This window comes from Agarivorans aestuarii (assembly GCF_019670125.1).
Lineage (GTDB): Bacteria > Pseudomonadota > Gammaproteobacteria > Enterobacterales > Celerinatantimonadaceae > Agarivorans > Agarivorans aestuarii.
The window spans coordinates 680,486-698,715 of record NZ_AP023033.1; the positions used below are offsets into that span (position 1 = coordinate 680,486).

General features: G+C 45.5%; 20 protein-coding genes. 10 read left to right on the forward strand and 10 right to left on the reverse strand.

The features are described from left to right. Window positions 1-16: 16 nt before the first annotated feature. Window positions 17-1,312 carry an adenylosuccinate synthase gene (locus K5609_RS03185; RefSeq protein ID WP_221075926.1) on the forward strand — a complete coding sequence of 432 codons (1,296 nt, stop codon included), beginning with the start codon at window positions 17-19 and terminating at the stop codon, window positions 1,310-1,312. Window positions 1,313-1,380: 68 nt separating this feature from the next. Here K5609_RS03185 and ispB read toward each other — a convergent pair whose 3' ends face one another. Then, entirely contained in the window at window positions 1,381-2,352 is a 972-nt protein-coding gene (gene ispB, locus K5609_RS03190) for an octaprenyl diphosphate synthase (protein ID WP_221075927.1), read from the reverse strand. A gap of 242 nt (window positions 2,353-2,594) precedes the next feature. Here ispB and rplU point away from each other — a divergent pair, with 242 nt between their 5' ends. From rplU to folA, 6 genes are all read left to right on the forward strand, one after another. After that, complete coding sequence (gene rplU, locus K5609_RS03195) at window positions 2,595-2,906, forward strand: 50S ribosomal protein L21 (RefSeq protein WP_016403742.1); 312 nt, start codon at window positions 2,595-2,597, stop codon at window positions 2,904-2,906. A gap of 17 nt (window positions 2,907-2,923) precedes the next feature. Then, complete coding sequence (gene rpmA, locus K5609_RS03200; RefSeq protein WP_016403741.1) at window positions 2,924-3,181, forward strand: 50S ribosomal protein L27; 258 nt, start codon at window positions 2,924-2,926, stop codon at window positions 3,179-3,181. A gap of 122 nt (window positions 3,182-3,303) precedes the next feature. Continuing rightward, window positions 3,304-4,476 carry an Obg family GTPase CgtA gene (cgtA, locus tag K5609_RS03205; RefSeq protein ID WP_221075928.1) on the forward strand — a complete coding sequence of 391 codons (1,173 nt, stop codon included), beginning with the start codon at window positions 3,304-3,306 and terminating at the stop codon, window positions 4,474-4,476. A 38-nt stretch (window positions 4,477-4,514) separates the two neighbouring features. Further along, the gene (locus tag K5609_RS03210; RefSeq protein ID WP_163134532.1) at window positions 4,515-5,336 is read left to right on the forward strand and encodes a threonine/serine exporter family protein; all 822 of its coding nucleotides are present in this window, start codon (window positions 4,515-4,517) and stop codon (window positions 5,334-5,336) included. After that, entirely contained in the window at window positions 5,336-5,803 is a 468-nt protein-coding gene (locus K5609_RS03215) for a threonine/serine exporter family protein (RefSeq protein WP_152785513.1), read from the forward strand. Before K5609_RS03210 ends, K5609_RS03215 begins: the two co-directional genes overlap by 1 nt. 26 nt (window positions 5,804-5,829) lie before the next feature. Beyond that, a complete protein-coding gene (gene folA / locus K5609_RS03220) occupies window positions 5,830-6,315 on the forward strand; it encodes a type 3 dihydrofolate reductase (protein WP_221075929.1) in 486 nt (161 codons plus the stop codon). On the opposite strand, the gene K5609_RS03225 is transcribed toward folA, so the two are convergent. From K5609_RS03225 to lptD, 6 genes are all read right to left on the reverse strand, one after another. Beyond that, window positions 6,312-7,142, reverse strand: coding sequence for a symmetrical bis(5'-nucleosyl)-tetraphosphatase (locus K5609_RS03225; RefSeq protein WP_221075930.1), 831 nt, complete (start codon window positions 7,140-7,142; stop codon window positions 6,312-6,314). The two genes, folA and K5609_RS03225, sit on opposite strands and share 4 nt — an antisense overlap. A gap of 13 nt (window positions 7,143-7,155) precedes the next feature. After that, entirely contained in the window at window positions 7,156-7,539 is a 384-nt protein-coding gene (apaG, locus tag K5609_RS03230; RefSeq protein ID WP_016403735.1) for a Co2+/Mg2+ efflux protein ApaG, read from the reverse strand. Further along, complete coding sequence (rsmA, locus tag K5609_RS03235; RefSeq protein ID WP_221075931.1) at window positions 7,532-8,362, reverse strand: 16S rRNA (adenine(1518)-N(6)/adenine(1519)-N(6))-dimethyltransferase RsmA; 831 nt, start codon at window positions 8,360-8,362, stop codon at window positions 7,532-7,534. The genes apaG and rsmA overlap by 8 nt, the downstream gene beginning before the upstream one ends. After that, entirely contained in the window at window positions 8,355-9,353 is a 999-nt protein-coding gene (gene pdxA, locus K5609_RS03240; protein ID WP_221075932.1) for a 4-hydroxythreonine-4-phosphate dehydrogenase PdxA, read from the reverse strand. The genes rsmA and pdxA overlap by 8 nt, the downstream gene beginning before the upstream one ends. Then, complete coding sequence (surA, locus tag K5609_RS03245; protein WP_221075933.1) at window positions 9,350-10,627, reverse strand: peptidylprolyl isomerase SurA; 1,278 nt, start codon at window positions 10,625-10,627, stop codon at window positions 9,350-9,352. The genes pdxA and surA overlap by 4 nt, the downstream gene beginning before the upstream one ends. A gap of 62 nt (window positions 10,628-10,689) precedes the next feature. After that, complete coding sequence (lptD, locus tag K5609_RS03250) at window positions 10,690-12,918, reverse strand: LPS assembly protein LptD (protein ID WP_221075934.1); 2,229 nt, start codon at window positions 12,916-12,918, stop codon at window positions 10,690-10,692. A 198-nt stretch (window positions 12,919-13,116) separates the two neighbouring features. Between lptD and K5609_RS03255 the strand changes: the two genes are divergently transcribed. From K5609_RS03255 to djlA, 3 genes are read left to right on the forward strand one after another with little or no spacing between them, the layout of a single operon-like run. Next, complete coding sequence (locus K5609_RS03255) at window positions 13,117-14,109, forward strand: aminoglycoside phosphotransferase family protein (RefSeq protein WP_221075935.1); 993 nt, start codon at window positions 13,117-13,119, stop codon at window positions 14,107-14,109. Continuing rightward, complete coding sequence (murU, locus tag K5609_RS03260) at window positions 14,106-14,786, forward strand: N-acetylmuramate alpha-1-phosphate uridylyltransferase MurU (protein WP_221075936.1); 681 nt, start codon at window positions 14,106-14,108, stop codon at window positions 14,784-14,786. Before K5609_RS03255 ends, murU begins: the two co-directional genes overlap by 4 nt. 2 nt (window positions 14,787-14,788) lie before the next feature. Next, on the forward strand, window positions 14,789-15,595 hold the full coding sequence (gene djlA / locus K5609_RS03265; RefSeq protein ID WP_221075937.1) for a co-chaperone DjlA: 807 nt from the start codon (window positions 14,789-14,791) through the stop codon (window positions 15,593-15,595). Here the strand turns inward: djlA and K5609_RS03270 are convergent. From K5609_RS03270 to K5609_RS03280, 3 genes are all read right to left on the reverse strand, one after another. Further along, window positions 15,588-16,544, reverse strand: a complete 957-nt coding sequence (locus K5609_RS03270) for a D-2-hydroxyacid dehydrogenase (protein ID WP_221075938.1) — start codon at window positions 16,542-16,544, stop codon at window positions 15,588-15,590. The two genes, djlA and K5609_RS03270, sit on opposite strands and share 8 nt — an antisense overlap. Before the next feature lie 81 nt (window positions 16,545-16,625). Continuing rightward, window positions 16,626-17,414 carry a DUF3530 family protein gene (locus K5609_RS03275; RefSeq protein WP_221075939.1) on the reverse strand — a complete coding sequence of 263 codons (789 nt, stop codon included), beginning with the start codon at window positions 17,412-17,414 and terminating at the stop codon, window positions 16,626-16,628. Between the two features lie 63 nt (window positions 17,415-17,477). Next, window positions 17,478-18,128, reverse strand: coding sequence for a pseudouridine synthase (locus tag K5609_RS03280; protein WP_221075940.1), 651 nt, complete (start codon window positions 18,126-18,128; stop codon window positions 17,478-17,480). Window positions 18,129-18,230: the final 102 nt, after the last annotated feature.

Genomic DNA, 18,230 nt, shown 5'->3' on the forward strand with positions numbered 1-18,230 from the left:
GAGACGACAAAAGACAATGGGAAAGAACGTAGTGATCCTTGGCTCCCAATGGGGAGACGAAGGCAAGGGTAAGATCGTAGACTTACTTACCGATAAATCAAGCTATGTGGTGCGCTATCAAGGCGGTCACAATGCTGGTCATACCTTAGTTATTGACGGTGAAAAAACTGTCCTCCACTTAATACCATCTGGTGTACTTCGCGACAACGTTACCTGTGTAATTGGTAATGGCGTGGTGTTAGCCCCTGATGCGCTATTTAAAGAAATGGCTATGCTCGAAGAGCGCGGCGTTCCTGTAAAAGAACGCTTGGTGATCAGTGAAGCTTGTCCTCTAATTTTGCCTTACCATGTTGCCTTAGACATGGCGCGCGAAAAAGCGCGTGGTAAAAACGCTATTGGTACTACTGGTCGTGGTATCGGTCCTGCTTATGAAGATAAAGTTGCTCGTCGCGGTTTACGTGTTGGCGATTTGTTCGACATGGAGCAATTTGCTACCAAGCTAAAAGAAGTGATGGAGTACCATAACTTCCAACTTAATCATTACTACGACGCGCCAAGCGTAAGTTATGAAGAAGTGCTTGAGCAAATGACCAAGATGGCGCCAGTAATTACGGCTATGGTAACAGACGTTACTGACTTGCTAGATAAAGCGCGTCGTCGTGGTGACTCAATCATGTTTGAAGGTGCTCAAGGCACACTATTAGACATTGACCACGGTACCTATCCGTTTGTTACCTCATCAAACACTACAGCGGGTGGCGTAGCTACAGGTAGTGGTTTTGGTCCTTGCCACCTAGATTATGTTTTGGGTATTACTAAAGCTTACACCACGCGTGTGGGTTCTGGTCCTTTCCCAACTGAGCTAGATGATGACATTGGCCAACACTTAGGTGTGAAAGGCCATGAGTTCGGTGCTACTACTGGCCGTAAACGTCGTTGTGGTTGGTTAGATGCAGTAACAATGCGTCGTGCGGTACAAATTAATAGCCTTTCAGGTTTATGTTTAACTAAGCTAGATGTACTAGATGGCTTGGAAGAACTAAAAATTTGTACTGGCTACAAAATGCCAAATGGCGATTTGCTTACTGTACCACCGATGGCCGCTGAAGGTTATGAAGTAGCTGAGCCTGTATATGAGTCAATGCCTGGTTGGTCTGAAAATACCTTTGGTGTTACAGCCCGTGAGCAGTTGCCACAAGCAGCCTTAAACTACATTGCGCGTATCGAAGAGTTATTGGAAGTACCGGTTGATATTATTTCAACGGGTCCAGATCGTGTAGAAACTATTATTCTACGCCATCCATTTGCTTAATTAGTAACGTGCTAATAAAAAGGCTGCCCTTAGGCAGCCTTTTTTGTATCTGTGGTGCTTAAAGCCGGTTAAGCGGCTCGGTCGGCAGCAATATTGGCAAGGCTCATTAGTGCTTGCTTATAGTCACTATCAGGAATGATGCTTAAGGCATCAATGGCTTTTTGTGCTTCTTCGGCTGCACGTTTGCGACAATACTCAAGCGCCTTGGTTTTATCTAGAATGGCTAAGATGGCATCCAATTGGTCGCGTGAGCCACCTTGTTTAATGGCTTCGCTTATAAGCGTTTTATCGCTTGGCTCAGCTTGTTCCATTGCATAGATAAGCGGTAGGGTAGGCTTACCCTCTGCTAAGTCATCACCAACGTTTTTGCCCATCTCTGCTTGGTCTGCCACGTAATCCAGTACGTCATCCATAATCTGAAAAGCAGTGCCAAGATATTTGCCGTAGTTTTGCATGGCTAACTCAACCTCAGCGTTTTGCTCACCGATGACTGCTGCTAAGCGAGTGGCGGCTTCAAATAACTTGGCAGTTTTGCAGTAGATTACTTCAAAGTAGCGTGCTTCATCAGTACCGGGGTCGTTGCAGTTAATAAGCTGTAATACTTCACCTTCGGCGATCACATTGGTGGCGTCAGCGAGTATGTCCATTACCTTAAGGTTTTGTAATTGGGTCATTAACTGGAAAGAGCGCGAATAAAGGAAGTCACCTACCAATACGCTAGCTGCATTACCAAAGCGGGCATTGGCGGTATCTTTACCGCGGCGTAACTCCGATTCATCTACTACGTCATCATGTAGCAAGGTAGAGGTATGAATAAACTCGATAATCGCGGCAAGTTTAATGTGTTGATCTTGGCTATAACCTAAAGCTCGCGCGGCCAATACCGTTAGCAAAGGTCGGATCCTTTTGCCGCCGCTATTTACAATATAAAAAGAGATTTGGTTGATGAGGGCCACATCTGATTCGAGTTCTTTAAATATAAGCTCGTTTACTGCAGACATGTCTTGATCAGACAGCTTTTTTATCGCATCCAATTGCATAATTTCTTATTAGAGGTTGATGCCGATGATTCAGCAACTAAGGGTGATAATTTAATGCATTAATAGTATCTCAATTCCTTGGTTTAAGCAGCTTTCGCCGCGCAAAATTCTTGGCCTTGCGTGATTTTTAAACTTTTTTGAAATTCCCCTTGCGGGAACAGATCTTTTTCCGTAGAATCCGCCGTCATTGTTGAGAATTATAGACACCTTGAAATATCAGGTGTAAGCGGAGTTTGAAAAAAATGTACGCGGTTATCCTAAGTGGTGGTAAACAACACCGTGTGGCCGAAGGTCAAACACTTCGCCTTGAGAAACTAGACGTTGAGACTGGTAACACAGTTGAATTTGATAACGTATTACTAGTTGCGAATGGCGAAGACGTTAAAGTAGGCGCACCTTATGTAGATGGTACCAAAGTAACAGCTGAAGTTGTTTCTCATGGTCGTGGCGATAAAGTTAAAATCGTTAAGTTCCGTCGTCGTAAGCATTCACGTAAGCAACAGGGCCACCGTCAGTGGTTCACTGAAGTTCGCATTACAGGCATTAACGGTTAATTTAGAGGAATATACTCATGGCACATAAAAAGGCTGGTGGTAGTACTCGTAACGGTCGCGATTCGGAAAGCAAACGCCTAGGTGTTAAGCGTTTCGGTGGCGAGTCTGTATTAGCGGGTAGCATTATTGTTCGTCAACGTGGTACTAAGTTCCACGCTGGCTCTAACGTTGGTATCGGTAAAGACCATACTCTTTTCGCAACTGCCGAAGGCAAAGTGAAATTTGAAGTTAAAGGTCCTAAAAACCGTAAGTTTGTAAGCATCGAAGCTGAATAAACGTCCAACTCGATATTTAAAAAGCCCCGCAACAGCGGGGCTTTTTTTTTCCAAGAAACCACTATTTCGCTTACGAAGTAGGCGTGGTGCATTATAGTTAAGCGATAATGCTGGAGTGAAAAATGAAATTTGTAGATGAAGCGGTAATTAAAGTAGACGCTGGTGACGGTGGCAATGGCACCATTAGTTTCCGTCGCGAGAAATATGTTCCTCGTGGTGGCCCTGATGGCGGCGATGGCGGTGATGGCGGTAGCGTATATTTGGTTGCCGATGAAAACCTAAATACCTTGATTGATTACCGCTTTGAACGTTTTCATAAAGCAGAACGTGGCGAAAATGGCCAAGGTTCTAATTGTACTGGTAAGCGTGGTGAAGATTTAGAATTGCCTGTGCCGGTGGGTACGCGGGCTCGTGACCAAGATACCGGTGAGGTCCTTGGCGATCTTACTCAGCACAAGCAGCGTTTATTGGTGGCTAAGGGCGGCTTCCACGGTCTAGGTAATACACGCTTTAAGAGCAGTACTAACCGAGCACCGCGTCGCAAATCTAATGGTACGCCTGGTGAAGTTCGTAACCTGCAGTTGGAGCTATTACTGCTTGCTGACGTAGGTATGTTGGGCTTACCGAATGCGGGTAAATCTACCTTTATTCGCAGTGTGTCTGCGGCTAAACCAAAGGTAGCTGATTATCCGTTTACCACGCTTATCCCTAATTTGGGTGTGGTGCGTCAATCGGAGAATCGCGGCTTTGTGATCGCCGATATTCCTGGTTTGATCGAAGGTGCTGCAGATGGTGCAGGGCTTGGTGTACGTTTCTTAAAGCACTTAGAGCGTTGTCGCGTATTGTTGCATCTGGTAGATGTATTGCCAGCTGACGGCAGCGACCCAGCCGAAAATGCCATCACCATTATCAACGAGCTAGAACAGTACAGTGAAAAGCTATTCGAAAAGCCACGTTGGTTGGTATTTAATAAAGTCGACTTAGTGCTTGAAGAAGAAGCTGAAGAGATCCGCCAAAAAGTGATTGAAGCACTGGATTGGCAAGGTGAGGTTTTCTCCATTTCAGCCTTAGAAAACAACGGTACTAAAGATATCTGTAAAGCGATCGGTCAATTTATCGAAACCCTACCAGTGGTTGAAGAAGAAATGGCTGAGCGCGAAGAAGTTAAATTCCAATGGGATGACTATCATCAACAGCAGATCGACAAAGCAAACCAAGAAGATTGGGATGATGAAGACGACGATGATGATTGGGATGATGACGATTATGATGTAGAGGTTATCTACCAGCCATAGTAAGCTATCACCAGTGGTAGTATGACTTGGATCGTTAAATGTTACGCTCATTTAGAAACTCTCCGGAGCCTGTTCAGGCTCCGGTTCGTATTATTTCTCTAGAACAACAAACTCGGATTTGCCGTGTCGCAGTACAAGCCGGCAGAATCATGCAGCAACATGGCGCTGAGAGTAAGTTAATTGAAGAAACAACAGTCCGCTTAGGTAAAGCATTAGGCCTTGATAGTGTTGAGCTGGCAATTACCGCCAATGCACTGATTCTTACAGGCTTGTCGCAAGGGCGTTGTATTACAACCACTCGGCGAGTTTACGACCGTGGCATTAACATGCATATGGTGTGTGAAGTGCAGCGAATCACCATAATGGCGGAGAAGCAGCTATTAGATGTTGATGATGTAGTAAAACGTTTAGAGCGCTTGCAGCCTTACAAGCATAACCGCTGGTTAGTGGTATTTATGATTGGTATGTCTTGCGCGTGCTTTAGCCGATTGTTTGGTGGTGACTGGGCTGTATTTGCCATGACCTTTGTAGCCTCTGCCATAGCGATGCTATTTCGACAAGAAATGGCGCATCGCCATCATAATCCAATTTTAAATTTTGGTATGACTGCTTTTGTAGCTACGACTATCGCCGGCCTTGCGGTGCGTTACGATATTGGCAACCAACCGCAAACGGTGATGGCCGCATCGGTATTACTACTGGTGCCTGGCTTTCCTTTGATTAATGCGGTGTCAGACATGGTTAAAGGGCATATTAGCATGGGGATCTCGCGCTGGTTTTTCGCCTCTTTACTTAGTTTGGGCGTAGCCATGGGAATAGCGCTTTCTATGTGGGCTACTGGCGTAAGTGGGTGGTTATAATGATTGAATTACTCGCATTACTAGTTGAAGACGCGCTATTTTCAGCGGTCCCTGCGGTTGGCTTCGCCATGGTCTTTAATGTGCCTACTCGCATGTTAGGCTTTTGCGCCATTGGAGGAGCCTTCGCGCATAGCCTTAGGACCTTATGTATTTATTGGGGCGTGCCGCTTGAATGGGCTACTTTGGTGGCTTCTACTAGCGTAGGCTTAATTGGCGTTTACTGGTCGCGTCGTTATTTGATCCCTCGTCCAGTATTTACCGTGGCCTCTATAATTCCGATGATTCCAGGTAGCTACGCATTTACTACCATGGTGGGAATTATTAGCTTATATAGTAATGGCTTTAGTGAACCGCTACTGGCTACTATTATTGAAAATGGTTTAAGGACGATGTTCATTTTAATGGCCTTAAGTTTTGGCTTGGCCATTCCCTCAGTTGTGATATATCGCGGCCGCCCAATCGTGTAGGCCGTTTAGTTTAAAAAGGTAAAACAGTGAAAGTAGCAATGATAGCCGCAATGGCAAAGCACCGGGTCATCGGAAAAGATAATCAAATGCCATGGCACTTACCAGCCGATCTTAAGCATTTTAAAGCGGTGACTATGGGCAAGCCGGTGATTATGGGGCGTTTAACTTACCAATCAATTGGTCGTCCTTTGCCTGGGAGACTAAATGTGGTGGTAAGCCGAAATACAGAACTCGCTATAGAAGGTGTTAGCGTGGTTAATACTGTGCAAGCGGCCTTGGATTTAGTTAAAGATGAAGCTGAAGTAATGATTATTGGTGGCGGTAATATTTACCAGCAATGCTTGGCTTTTGCCGATACGTTGTATTTAACCTTTATCGACAAAGAAGTGAAAGGGGACGCTCACTTCCCTGATTATCAGCAATATCAGTGGCAGCAGTTAGAGAGTGAGAAACATCAGGCTGATGAGAAGAATCCTTATAACTACGAATTTGTAACACTGGCCCGAGTTTAGCCCACCGCATTATCGTTTAGGCACTCTTGGGTGTACATGCGCTGGTCCTCCCAGCGCAGCATCGATAAATGGTTGCCCCATACACAGCCAGTATCAAGCCCTGAGACTAAGTCATGTTTACTCTTACCCATTAGCGCGGCCCAGTGACCAAACACTATGTGGGTCTCTTTTAGGTGCTTTCCCGGGATTTCAAACCAAGGTTTAAGGTTAGGGTTGGTATTTTTGTTTGGTGGGACTTTTGATTCAAAATCCAAGCTGGCATCTGGGAAACAATAGCGCATACGAGTAAATACATTGATGATGCAACGCAGGCGATCATAACCCACTAACTCATCACTCCAATGAGCGGGCTCATTGCTGTACATATTCTTAAGCAATGATAAGTAATCATCACTGGCGAGGTGCTTATGCACTTCTTTACCGAGTTTGATTGCCTTACTGACTTTCCATTTCGGATATATGCCAGCATGCACCATCACTACATCGTAGTGGGGGTGTTTCTTAATTAGCGGCTGTTGGCGTAACCAATACAGTAATTCTTCTTTGTCGGGGGCTTCGAGTAAATCTTGTAGCTTATCGCGACGCTTGGCTCGGTGAATACCGTTGGCTACCGCTAATAAATGCAAATCGTGATTGCCTAGTACCACTTGAGCGGCACTACCTAGATCCTTAACAAAGCGTAAGGTTTCTAGTGATTTAGGACCGCGAGCAACTAAGTCTCCAGCGAGCCAGAGCTGGTCTTTTTTTGCGGAGAATTTGCACTGTTTTAGCAGTGCTTTTAATTCATCCAAGCAACCTTGAATGTCACCAACAAAATAAGTCGCCATGGCTCACCTTAAATTAGTGAAGCTTATTAGGAAGTGATAAACGAAACGGTGGGATCTCCGCTTCAAATTCGTTACCTGCTTCGTCAATCAGCGTGTAGCTTCCTTGCATTACCCCTACTTCAGTGGCTAGCACGGCACTGCTGGTATAAGAAAAAGGTTTTTCCGGTTTAAGGTGGGGCTGTTTACCCACAACACCGTCGCCTTTCACTTCATTTACTTTGCCGTCGCCGTCGGTAATCACCCAGTGTCGTCGCAATAACTGCAGCGCTTCAGCGCTGCAGTTACGAATAGTAATGGTGTAAAAAAAAGCGAACTGTTGTTTTTCTGGAACTGAGTGCTCAGGTAAAAAGCCTGATTCTACTTCAATATCCAAGTCATATTCTGGGGTATTACTCATCGCTGCTAGAAGCCTGCAATAACTGTTTTTTGTCTATGTAATTAGCAATATCACAAAATTGCTGAATAGTTAAATTTTCTGGGCGCAGCGTGGGCTTTAAATCAAGTTCGGCTAAATGCTCAACCGTAAGTAAGTTACCTAATGCGTTACGAATAGTTTTGCGGCGTTGATTAAAGGCCTCTTTACATACTCTGTCTAAGGTTGCTAACGAGTTAAGCGGGTAAAGTGTGCTCTCGTAAGGCTCTAAGCGCACCACGGCAGAGTCAACCTTAGGTGGCGGTGCGAAAGCCTCTGGCGGAACTTCTAAGGCTGGCATTACATTACATTGCACTTGAGTCATTACACTTAAACGGCCGTAAGCTTTACTATCTGGGCCTGCAGCCATGCGTTTCACCACTTCTTTTTGCAGCATAAAGTGCATATCAGAAATTGCGCTGGTAAAGCTCAGCAGGTGAAAAATAAGCGGCGTTGAAATGTTGTAAGGTAAGTTACCAAATACCCGCATTTTTTGTTCGGGCTTAGCTAACTGCATAAAATCGAATTTAAGCGCATCAATTTCATGAATAGTAAGCAGGCTGGCTAGGGTAGGGTGCTCGCGTAGGCGCTGGGCTAAGTCGCGGTCTAACTCTACCACTTGTAGGTGGCCAGCGGTGGTGGCAACGGGCTCAGTTAAAGCGCCTAAGCCAGGGCCAATTTCAACCAGGTTTTCACCTGTTTGAGGGTAAATAGTTGCTACAATTTGGCTAATAACTGAGTCATTGTTAAGGAAGTTTTGACCAAAACGTTTACGGGCGCGGTGTCCCTGATGAACTTGTTTATTCATGTTCTCGCTCTACCATATCAATGGCTTGTTCGATGGCGGTAATCATACTTCCATGATCGGCTTCACCAGTTCCCGCTAGCTCTAAGGCTGTTCCGTGGTCAACTGAGGTTCTTATAAAGGGTAGACCAAGTGTAATGTTTACCGATTGGCCAAAACCTTTATATTTTAGCACTGGTAGGCCTTGGTCGTGGTACATGGCTAACACTGCGTCGGCTTCTGCTAAATACTTATCTTGGAAGAGCGTATCTGCAGGTAAGGGACCGATTAAATTCATACCATGTAGCTCACGCATTTCGTCAAGTAATGGAATGATAATATCCAGCTCTTCGCGACCAAGGTGGCCATCTTCGCCAGCATGGGGATTTAGGCCACAGACAAATATCTTCGGCTGTTTAATCGCGAACTTGGTTTGCAGGTCATGATGCAAGATGCTGATAATATTGTATAGGCGCTCATGAGTGATGGCTTTGGCTACATAGGCTAAAGGTAGATGAGTAGTGGCTAAGGCAACCCGCAGACCTTCGGTTGCAAGCATCATTACAACATCGGCAGTACCGGATTGCTGGGCAAAAAACTCGGTATGTCCACTAAAAGACACGCCCGCTTTATTAATAATGCCCTTGTGCACAGGGCCAGTAACTACTGCAGCAAACTGACCATTCATGTTGCCATCACTAGCAAACTTCAAGGTATTTAGCACATAGTGACCGTTGGCCTCATCTAACTGCCCAGCTACTGCTGGACTGGTCATCGCAATTGGCGCAACCGTTAAGGTGCCAGCTGCTTGTGGCTTAGCCGCCTGTTCTGGCTGATAAGGGAGTAGGGTAATATCCATACCCAATTGGCTAGCGCGCTCTTTAAGCAAGCGAGGATCGGCAACTACCACTAGCTCCATTGGCCAATCACGCTGGCTAATGGCCAGCACTAAGTCTGGACCAATACCCGCGGGTTCACCTGGGGTAATAGCTATTCTAGCAACAGGCTTACTCATGCCTCACCATCCAGTATCTCTACGTATGCTTCTTCGCGTAGCTCTTCTTGCCACGATTGGGTTTCTTCATTGAACTTACGATTGAAGATCATTTGATAAGCACGGTTTTTACTGGCTTTATTGGTTGTGTCGGTGGTGCGTTTGTCTAGAACTTCCATTAAGTGCCAGCCAAAGGTAGAGCGGAAAGGCTGGCTAAGCTCGCCGACTTCTAAACGGTTAGCTGTGTCTCTAAATGCCGGTACAAATACACTAGGGTCTGACCAACCTAATTCTCCACCACGCACAGCTGAGCCCGGATCTTCAGAATACTGGCGAGCTAACTCTTCAAATGTCACTTCGCCTAAGATCAATTGCTGGCGGAACTCGGAGAGCAAACTTTGCGCCTTTTTATCGCTCAGAATAATCGAAGGTTTAATTAGAATATGGCGAGCATTCACCTCCAAGGTTTCAACTTTTTGCAAACCTTCAGCGTCCAATACCATAATGATATGTAGGCCTGAATCAGTGCGAACAGGACCCATTACTGAACCTTGGTGCTGGTTTCTTACCACTCCAGCAAACAACGTTGGCATTTCTTCAATGGTCATCCACCCCCAGTCTCCGCCTTCTAAGGCTTTTGGACCTTGCGAGTGAGTCATTGCCAACTGGTTAAAGTTTTCACCATCTTTAAGCTGCTGAACTAGGCTTTCTGCTAACTGTTGTGTGGCTTGTTCATCACCAGAAATACGCAGTAAAATGTGACCTACTTGATAGCGAACAGTGCCTTTGTCTTGCTCTTCTATAAGTTTCATTAAGGCATCAATTTCTTGCTCGGAAACATTTACGCGACGTTGAACCTGACTGCGACCTACTTCGCCAAGAACAATTTCGGTGCGAATGTCTTCACGAAACTGATTATAGCTAATGCCTTGCTTAGCTAAGTCATCTAAGAATTCTTCGCGGCTTTTCTTTTCACCGGCAATAATGTTGTCGATGGTGTTTTCTAGTTGGCTATCACTAATCTTAATACCCAGACGATCCGCCAGCTGAAGCTGTAGGCTTTCAAGAATAAGCCTGTCCATCACTTGTTGCTGTAATTCATCTTCAGGTGGTAGCTCCTGTTCCGCCCCTTTGGAATTACGCATAACTTTGTTGGTGAGTTCATCAACTTGGCTCTGAGTGATCACATCATTATTGACAATGGCGACAACTTTATCGAGCAATTGCTCTTGAGCTTGAACCAGCCCAGTTGTAAGCATAAGCATACTTAAACTAAGCAAAAATAATCTTTTCATTTCGTTCCTATCATTACTGCGAGCAAAACGCCGCTTACTCTATCATATTTGGGTTAAAGGTTTTAATTGTTGAGGTAAAAGGGGCGTCCATATTTAAAGTTACCACCTTCCAGCATTTCTTCTCGACTGCTGGTATCGCTGCCACCTAGGCCTTTAATTTCGAAATCGAGGCGTAGCGAGGTATCAAATTCGCCCACTCGGTCGACGCCTGAGCTGTCATCAACATAGGTGCTTTGCAAGCCGCGTTGGTATGTAAGGCGGATGCCCCAGCAGCAAGAGCTATATTGAACACCTAAGTAGCTCTCGATACTGCGATCTAAAATCATGTCACGGTAATAACTACCCACTGCAGATACGCTATCAGTGATGGGCCAAGCCACCTTGGTTCCCACTTGGTTTACATCACTCACCATGGTTTCAGTGGCTTGCGAATATCGGTAGTTCATTTGCACCAGTTTTTGCGCTTCGGGGCGCCACTCAATAGCGGCATTGGCCTTGTTAAGTCGTCCTTCTAATGTGTCGATTTGAAAACCAGTATGGCCGTACCAGTCTCGCTGGATATTAGCGTCAGCTTCAAAGGCCAGCGCTGAGCTGGAGTTATCTGAAGGTTCACTACCCGGTATTAAGGTGGTGCGGCTGGGTTCAAAATAGATAATTTGGCCAAGGCTTAAACGCAGTGTCTCTTGATTACTCGGTGATAAAAAGCGCGAGTGAACACCAAGGGTGATTTGGTTGGCATCGGCAATTCGGTCTAAACCGCTATAGCGTTTGTCTCTAAATAAGCCGTAGTAATCTTGTTGTAGGTTATCGGTATCATAAATCCCAATATCATCTTGATTGGTATAAGGGATGTACAAGTACTTAATCACAGGTTCTAGGGTTTGGGTGTAGTTATCGCCAAACCAAAGGGTATTTCGGTCAAAGTTTAAGCCGCCTTCAATACTCACTTTAGGCAGAGTACGATTAACTGAGCTGGCTAAATAATCATACTCAAAGTTACTACCTTTATCTTGGCTATAATAGGTATGCATTAAGGCTAAGTCAGCTTTGAAGAAACCTGCTGGCACCACATATGGCAAACTTAAACTAGGTTCAAAGTGCACCCGTTGAGCAGTGTATAAGCTACTATCACTGTGAGTGAAATTACTGATTTCTGAATCAAAACCAAACTGCAGCGTTTGCCAGTTTAAATCCCAGTCACCGGCAAAGCTTAACTGCGGAAGCAGTGTATGTGGTTGCTCGGTGTTACCCAGTACCTGAAAGTCTTGCACTAACAGCTCGGTGTACCAGTTTTTGGTGTGATAACCCACATCACCCGTTTGCAGCAATTGGTTCTCGTTTACTTTGCCAAGCTTGTCACCTAAGTCATTAAAGTAATTGTCATCACTAATGCGGGTGTAATCAGTATTAAAGCGCCAGTGGCGTTGGTACTGTCCTTGGTGGTCCCAGTGAAGTAAGTATCGATCGCGGTCTAGTTCACGGTCATCGGCTAGATATTCTACATTTAAGTTACCGTTGTTTTGCCCAAGCAAATACCTGAATTCAGTTTGCAGTTGCAAGCCTCGGCGTGTCATCAAACGTGGGGTAATGGTTGCGTCAAAATTCGGAGCAATGTTCCAGTAGTAAGGGGTGGAGACATCCACACCGTTTTTAGTGGAAGTAGAGATACTCGGAAATAAAAAACCACTGTGGCGTTGGTCGCCGATGGGGTAAGAGAAATACGGTAAGTACATCACCGGCACGTTAAATAACCTAACAGTGGCATTTTTTGTGGTTGCCCACTGCTCACTTGAGTCGATATCAATTTTCTCTGCGCGAATTTCCCAAGTAACATCATCAGGTGGGCAAGCGGTATAGCTGGCATCTTCTAATGATAAGTTCTGCTCATCATTGATCATCAGGTTGCTGGCTTCGCCACGACCTTGTTGCTCAAACAGTTGATACTCGGCAGAGTTAAGTGAAGCTTGATGGTCTTTTAAGTTGGCGTCAAAAGTATCACTTTTCACGCTCACTAAGTTATCTTGAAACTCAATGTTGCCGCTAGCTTTTAGGGTTTGAGCCTGCTCATCTAATACAGTGTTTTCGGCTTTTAATGCGCGAGGGCCTTGAGAGAACTCAACATTACCGCTGAAACTGGCTTTATCCCCTTGTTTCGCATGTAATTCATCGGCGGCAATAACATAAGGCGCGGTAGGATCTACAGGACCGGATTTAACGCGTTCTGGGATGTGTGCTCGGCACTGAGGCATCGATAACGGTGTTTCTGCGTAGGCACTGAGGCTTGAAAGCAACGCCGCTAATCCTAGCGATGTTTGCAGGCACCGTTTAGTTACGAACATATAAATGTGAACCATTCCCTGATATAAACAAATTCCAAGCCTGTAACGTCAACGTTGTGCTTAATGAATTCTGTGGTTAAAGTTAGCCGCTTATAATACTGGATTTATTGGTGAGCGGCTATTTAAAGGCTGTTATTAGTATAAGAAATTATGAGTAATTTAGTGCGCGAATCTGCATTACAGCTATGGCTGTCACAAACCTTCGACATTGTTCCTCCTCTGCTTACGATGGTAAGTGGCGACGCCAGTTTTCGGCGCTATTTTCGTTTCCAACTTGCAAATGGCGATACCGCAATTGCTGTTGATGCCCCGCCAGCGACGGAAAAAAACCAGCAGTTTGTTGATATTGCCAAGGCCCTAAATGCCCAAAATCTGCCAGTGCCTGCGGTGCTGGCTGCAGATATAGGTGCCGGCTTTTTATGCATTGAAGATCTTGGTTCAACCATGCTTGAGCAAATACTAAGCGCAGATAATGCTGCTGAACTGTATAGACAAGCACTTGCTTTAATCGTTCAACTTCAAGGCTCTAAGCGCGAAGATTTGGCAGAAATGGAAGCGTTTGACCAAGTTTTTATTCAGCGAGAGCTAGATATTTTTGCTGATTGGTTTGCCAAACAAGAATTGCAGGCCAGTGAAGAGTGGCAACAGACTTGTGATTGGTCAGGCCTATGTAGCGTGGTTAGCCAAGCTATATTGGAGCAGCCCTATGCCCCTATGCATCGGGATTTTCACAGTCGCAATTTAATGCTAAACCAACAACAAATTGTGATGATTGATTTTCAAGATATGGTGTGGGGACCGATTGCTTATGATGTGGTCTCGCTGCTGCGCGATTGCTACGTAGCTTGGCCAGAAGAGCTGGTTGATGACTTACAACAGGCTTTTTTAAGCGAAAAGTCTGCCCAATTAAGCGGCTCTATTGAGCCAAGTACTTGGCAACGCTGGTTTGATTTAACTGGATTGCAGCGCCATATAAAAGCATTAGGAATTTTCTGCCGACTTGATCACCGTGATGGCAAAACTGCCTATCGAGAGGCCATTCCACAAACTCTCGAATACGTGCTGCAAGTGACTAAACGTTACCCGGAATTAAAGGCCTTTCATCAGTGGCTAAGTCCAATCGCCAAAGGTTTTATAGTATGAGCCAGATTCGTACCGCAATGATTTTGGCTGCCGGTCGTGGTGAGCGAATGCGCCCCTTAACTGATAACTGCCCTAAGCCTTTGTTAAAAGTGGCGGGAAAAGCCTTAATAAATTGGCATATTGATAAGCTAGTAGCTGCGGGCATAACACGTATCGTGATTAACACGGCATATTTAGGCGAGATGATTGAAGCGCATTTGGGCACTGGTGAACAATGGGGAATAGACATCCTTTATAGTCACGAAACTAGCGCCTTAGAAACCGCAGGCGGCATTATTAAGGCCTTGCCGATTATTGATAGTGAACAATTTTTGGTGATTAACGGCGATGTTTGGAATGATTGGGATTACCAAGCGATTTGCCAAACTAGCCAAACCGAGTCTGATGCTCATTTATACTTGGTGGCTAACCCAAGCCATAATTTGCAAGGCGATTTTAGTCTTGAAAACGGCAAGGTGGTAGATAAGCCCGAGTTTACTTTTAGTGGTGTGGCCATTTATCATCAAGGTTTTTTTCACGGCTTGCCAAGTGGTAAGCAAGCTCTGGCTCCGTTGTTACGAGCGGCAATGGCAAATCAACAAGTGAGTGGGCAGTTGCAAGCTGGCCAATGGGTAGACGTAGGCACACCGCAGCGACTGCAATGTTTAGAACAACAATTAACCAATATTAGAGATTAGTGATGCGAATTTGGGGAAAAGTGTTAGGCGTATTCTTTGGCTTTATGTTCGGCGGGCCATTTGGCGCCTTGCTGGGTTTATGGCTAGGCCATCGTTTTGACAAAGCAGTAGGTGGCAATTTTGCGTTCTCGGCCGCTAATAGCCTAGCCGCTCAGCAAGCCTTTTTATTTTCGACCTTTGCGGTTCTTGGCCATATTGCTAAATCAAAAGGCGTGGTTACTCAACAAGAGATTCAGGTCGCTAACTTTTTGATGGATCAAATGCGGCTGCAAGGCGAAGCTAGGCGCCAAGCCCAAGATGCATTTCGCCAAGGCAAAGACGCAGACTTTCCCTTAGAAGATCAGATTTCTCAATTTGTTAGTGCGGTCAATGGACGTCGCGATTTGCTGCAAATGTTCATGGAAATTCAGCTGCAAGGGGTGTTTGCAGATGGCGTAATCGACGACAGTGAACACGCTTTATTAAAGCGTGTTGCTAAGGCTTTAGGTTTCTCAGAGCCTGAACTTCAAGCAATGATTTCGCGTTGGGAAGCTGAGCTTAAGTTCCATCGTCATGGTGGCGGTCAGCGCCAGAGTGCTCAAAGTAGTGCTAAACAGCTAGAAGAGGCTTACCAAATTCTGGGGGTTAGCCAGCAAGACAGCGACCAACAAATTAAACGCGCTTACCGTAAGCTAATGACTCAGCACCACCCAGACAAGCTGGTTGCTAAGGGCTTGCCGCCAGAAATGATGGAATTAGCAAAACAACGTACCCAAGATATCCAACAGGCTTACGAGCTGGTAAAACAGCAGCGTAAAAGCGCTAGTTAGCAGAAACTTGGTGGCGCGGTTCACCCGTTATAAATGCTTCAATGTTTTCAATTAGCTGGTCAGCCAAAACTTGCATGTTTTGGCTGCTAGCCCAGCCCACATGTGGAGTGACAATCAGATTATTCAAGCTAAGTGCTTGCATTAAAGGGCTATCTTCGGCTGGCGGTTCGCATTCTGATACATCACTGGCCGCTCCAGCAATTTGCTTGTTCTGCAAAGCATGAAGCAAAGCTTGCTCGTTCACAATTCCGCCTCGGGCGGTATTTATGAGCAAGGCGGTTTTTTTCATCATCGCAAACTCTTTTTCAGCAATTAGATCTTTTGTTTGCGAATTAAGTGGGCAATGAATGCTGATTACATCGGCACTGCGTATTGCTTCTTCAAAGGCAATCTTTCCTGAGCGAGGAGTTTGGCCTTTATGTTCTGAGAACAACACGTTCATGCCTATTTTGCTGGCTAGCTGAGCAGTGGCTTGGCCAAGATTTCCGCCACCAATAATGGCTAAAGTTTGCTTGGCTAAGTTGTCGATGGGAAAATCGAAGAAGCAAAATTGCTTGGCTTGTTGCCAGCGGCCTTGTTGAATCGCTTGATGATAAGCTAGTAGATTTCGCCTTAGGTTAAACATCAGCGCTAGGCTATGTTCGGCAATGCTTTGGGCGGCATAGTTTCTAATATTGCTGACTACGATTCCCAGCTCTGTGGCTGCTGCTAAATCTACGTTGTTAGTGCCAGTGGCCGCTACCGCGATCATTTTTAACTGTGGTAGCTGGGTTAATACCGCTTTATCTAATGGCACTTTGTTTACGATGATGATGCTGGCATCTTGGCAGCGCTCCAGCACTTGAGATGGCATAGTGCTGGGGAACTCTTGCCAGTTATGTTCAAAGCTTGGGCGCGCCAGTTTAATGTGACTAGCAAGGGTGAGGCGGTCTAAAAAAACTATTTTCATGGCAAGCAATTAGCGACAAAAGGTGGTGCTCAGCTTAGCAATATCTCGAGGCTGTCTCCAGTATCGGAAAGCGCGTTTAGCCTAATACCAACCTAAGGCATTAAACCAGCCGTAAACGGTTTTATTCAATTTTGCACTGTTCGGGGCGGTATCGGTGGTCGCCGGCAAATGGGTTTGACGGTAGTTCAATTTTTGATTTTTGTTGCTGGCAGTTAAGCGTTGCTCACGAGCTTGCTGCTGCCAGTGATTGTAATGCTCGGCATAGATATCGAGTACTGGCATAGCCAGAGTTGCAGTCTGCTCTGCCAGCTTTTTGTTTAGTGTTTGGTCTGGGTAATAAGCGCTTATAAGCACAATGCCATCAGGCTGCGCCAGTGCATCTTCGGCCAATAGTTCAACCAACCACGCTCCCATTACGCCTTGCGCTACTATTACTTGAAACCCAAACTGCTCAGCTTGATTTTGTTTGGCCGCTTCAATCACTGCTTGTAGGTTTTGTTTGTATTGCTGCAGCTGCTGGTCATTGTCTGTTGCGCCATCATCTATGCTTGCTTGCATTAAGCTAGGGGAGGGTTTTGGTGGCAAAATTGCACCGGTCTCCCAACCAAGTTTGGGAAGAGCTTGGCGCAGGGAATCTACACTATTGGGCGCGCTAGGTGATACCCCCCAATCGGGAAGTAAAATAATGGTGCCGCGTTTTTGTGGTGTTTCCTCTTCTAACCACAAACTCACAAATTGTTGCTGGGCAACGTCTAATTGTTTTAGCTCTCCATGTACCTGCCAGTGACTAAAGTCTTGTGGCTGCACCTCAGCAACTACGCTGTTTATTGCTAATAGACTTGAGAGAAAGCAATACTTAGCAATGTGCACAATTATCGTTTCCTTGGTGAGGTGTATGCCTAATGTATCGGACAATACCTGTGTTAGCTTTAACTAAAATGGCGCTGGGCACTCAAATTCCATAAATTGCTCGGTTTCAGGATGATAAAACCCTAACTTTGCTGCATGCAGGTGTAAGCGTTCGCTTAAGTCTTTGGCGGCTTGGTTAGCATAAAAACTATCACCAATTATCGGGCAGCCAATTTGCTGCATATGAACCCGCAGCTGGTGAGTGCGTCCGGTAATGGGTTTAAGTTCTACTAAGCTGGTTTGCTCTCGTTGCTCGATTACCTGCCACTGGGTTAAGGCATCTTTACCCTGTTCAAAATCTACGATTTGTTTGGGCCGATTGGGCCAGTCACAACGCAGCGGCAAATTGACTTCACCTTCACTGCTTTCAGGGTGACCAAATATCTCAGCATAATAGGTTTTGGTGGTGCGCCGTTGTTGAAACTGGCGACTCAAGTGGCTTTGAGCCGGTTTGCCTAAAGCCATAACAATCAGACCAGAGGTTGCCATATCTAGGCGGTGCACCACTTTAATCTCGGGCAAAGTTCGCTGAGCGCGATCCCATAAGCTGTCTTTTTCAAGCCTCCCGGGTACCGACAGCAAGCCGCTGGCTTTATTAAATACAACGACAGCTTCGTCTTTATATATAACGCTAAAGTAGGGTGACATTGGGGGGCGATAAACAAAATCTGGCATCTGTACAGCTCTAAAAAATAAGGCCTTAGTGTAAGCTAAGGCCTTGCAGTAAACAAAAAGAAAACCTAGGGACTGTTGGTCTTTCATGGTTAAAGTTTGTTC

Coding starts and splice junctions, on each gene's coding strand:
- K5609_RS03185 (WP_221075926.1), top strand. CDS start 17: ATGGGAAAGAACGTAGTGATCCTTGGCTCCCAATGGGGAGACGAAGGC.
- ispB (WP_221075927.1), bottom strand. CDS start 2,352: ATGCAATTGGATGCGATAAAAAAGCTGTCTGATCAAGACATGTCTGCA.
- rplU (WP_016403742.1), top strand. CDS start 2,595: ATGTACGCGGTTATCCTAAGTGGTGGTAAACAACACCGTGTGGCCGAA.
- rpmA (WP_016403741.1), top strand. CDS start 2,924: ATGGCACATAAAAAGGCTGGTGGTAGTACTCGTAACGGTCGCGATTCG.
- cgtA (WP_221075928.1), top strand. CDS start 3,304: ATGAAATTTGTAGATGAAGCGGTAATTAAAGTAGACGCTGGTGACGGT.
- K5609_RS03210 (WP_163134532.1), top strand. CDS start 4,515: ATGTTACGCTCATTTAGAAACTCTCCGGAGCCTGTTCAGGCTCCGGTT.
- K5609_RS03215 (WP_152785513.1), top strand. CDS start 5,336: ATGATTGAATTACTCGCATTACTAGTTGAAGACGCGCTATTTTCAGCG.
- K5609_RS03225 (WP_221075930.1), bottom strand. CDS start 7,142: ATGGCGACTTATTTTGTTGGTGACATTCAAGGTTGCTTGGATGAATTA.
- apaG (WP_016403735.1), bottom strand. CDS start 7,539: ATGAGTAATACCCCAGAATATGACTTGGATATTGAAGTAGAATCAGGC.
- rsmA (WP_221075931.1), bottom strand. CDS start 8,362: ATGAATAAACAAGTTCATCAGGGACACCGCGCCCGTAAACGTTTTGGT.
- pdxA (WP_221075932.1), bottom strand. CDS start 9,353: ATGAGTAAGCCTGTTGCTAGAATAGCTATTACCCCAGGTGAACCCGCG.
- surA (WP_221075933.1), bottom strand. CDS start 10,627: ATGAAAAGATTATTTTTGCTTAGTTTAAGTATGCTTATGCTTACAACT.
- K5609_RS03255 (WP_221075935.1), top strand. CDS start 13,117: ATGAGTAATTTAGTGCGCGAATCTGCATTACAGCTATGGCTGTCACAA.
- murU (WP_221075936.1), top strand. CDS start 14,106: ATGAGCCAGATTCGTACCGCAATGATTTTGGCTGCCGGTCGTGGTGAG.
- djlA (WP_221075937.1), top strand. CDS start 14,789: ATGCGAATTTGGGGAAAAGTGTTAGGCGTATTCTTTGGCTTTATGTTC.
- K5609_RS03270 (WP_221075938.1), bottom strand. CDS start 16,544: ATGAAAATAGTTTTTTTAGACCGCCTCACCCTTGCTAGTCACATTAAA.
- K5609_RS03280 (WP_221075940.1), bottom strand. CDS start 18,128: ATGCCAGATTTTGTTTATCGCCCCCCAATGTCACCCTACTTTAGCGTT.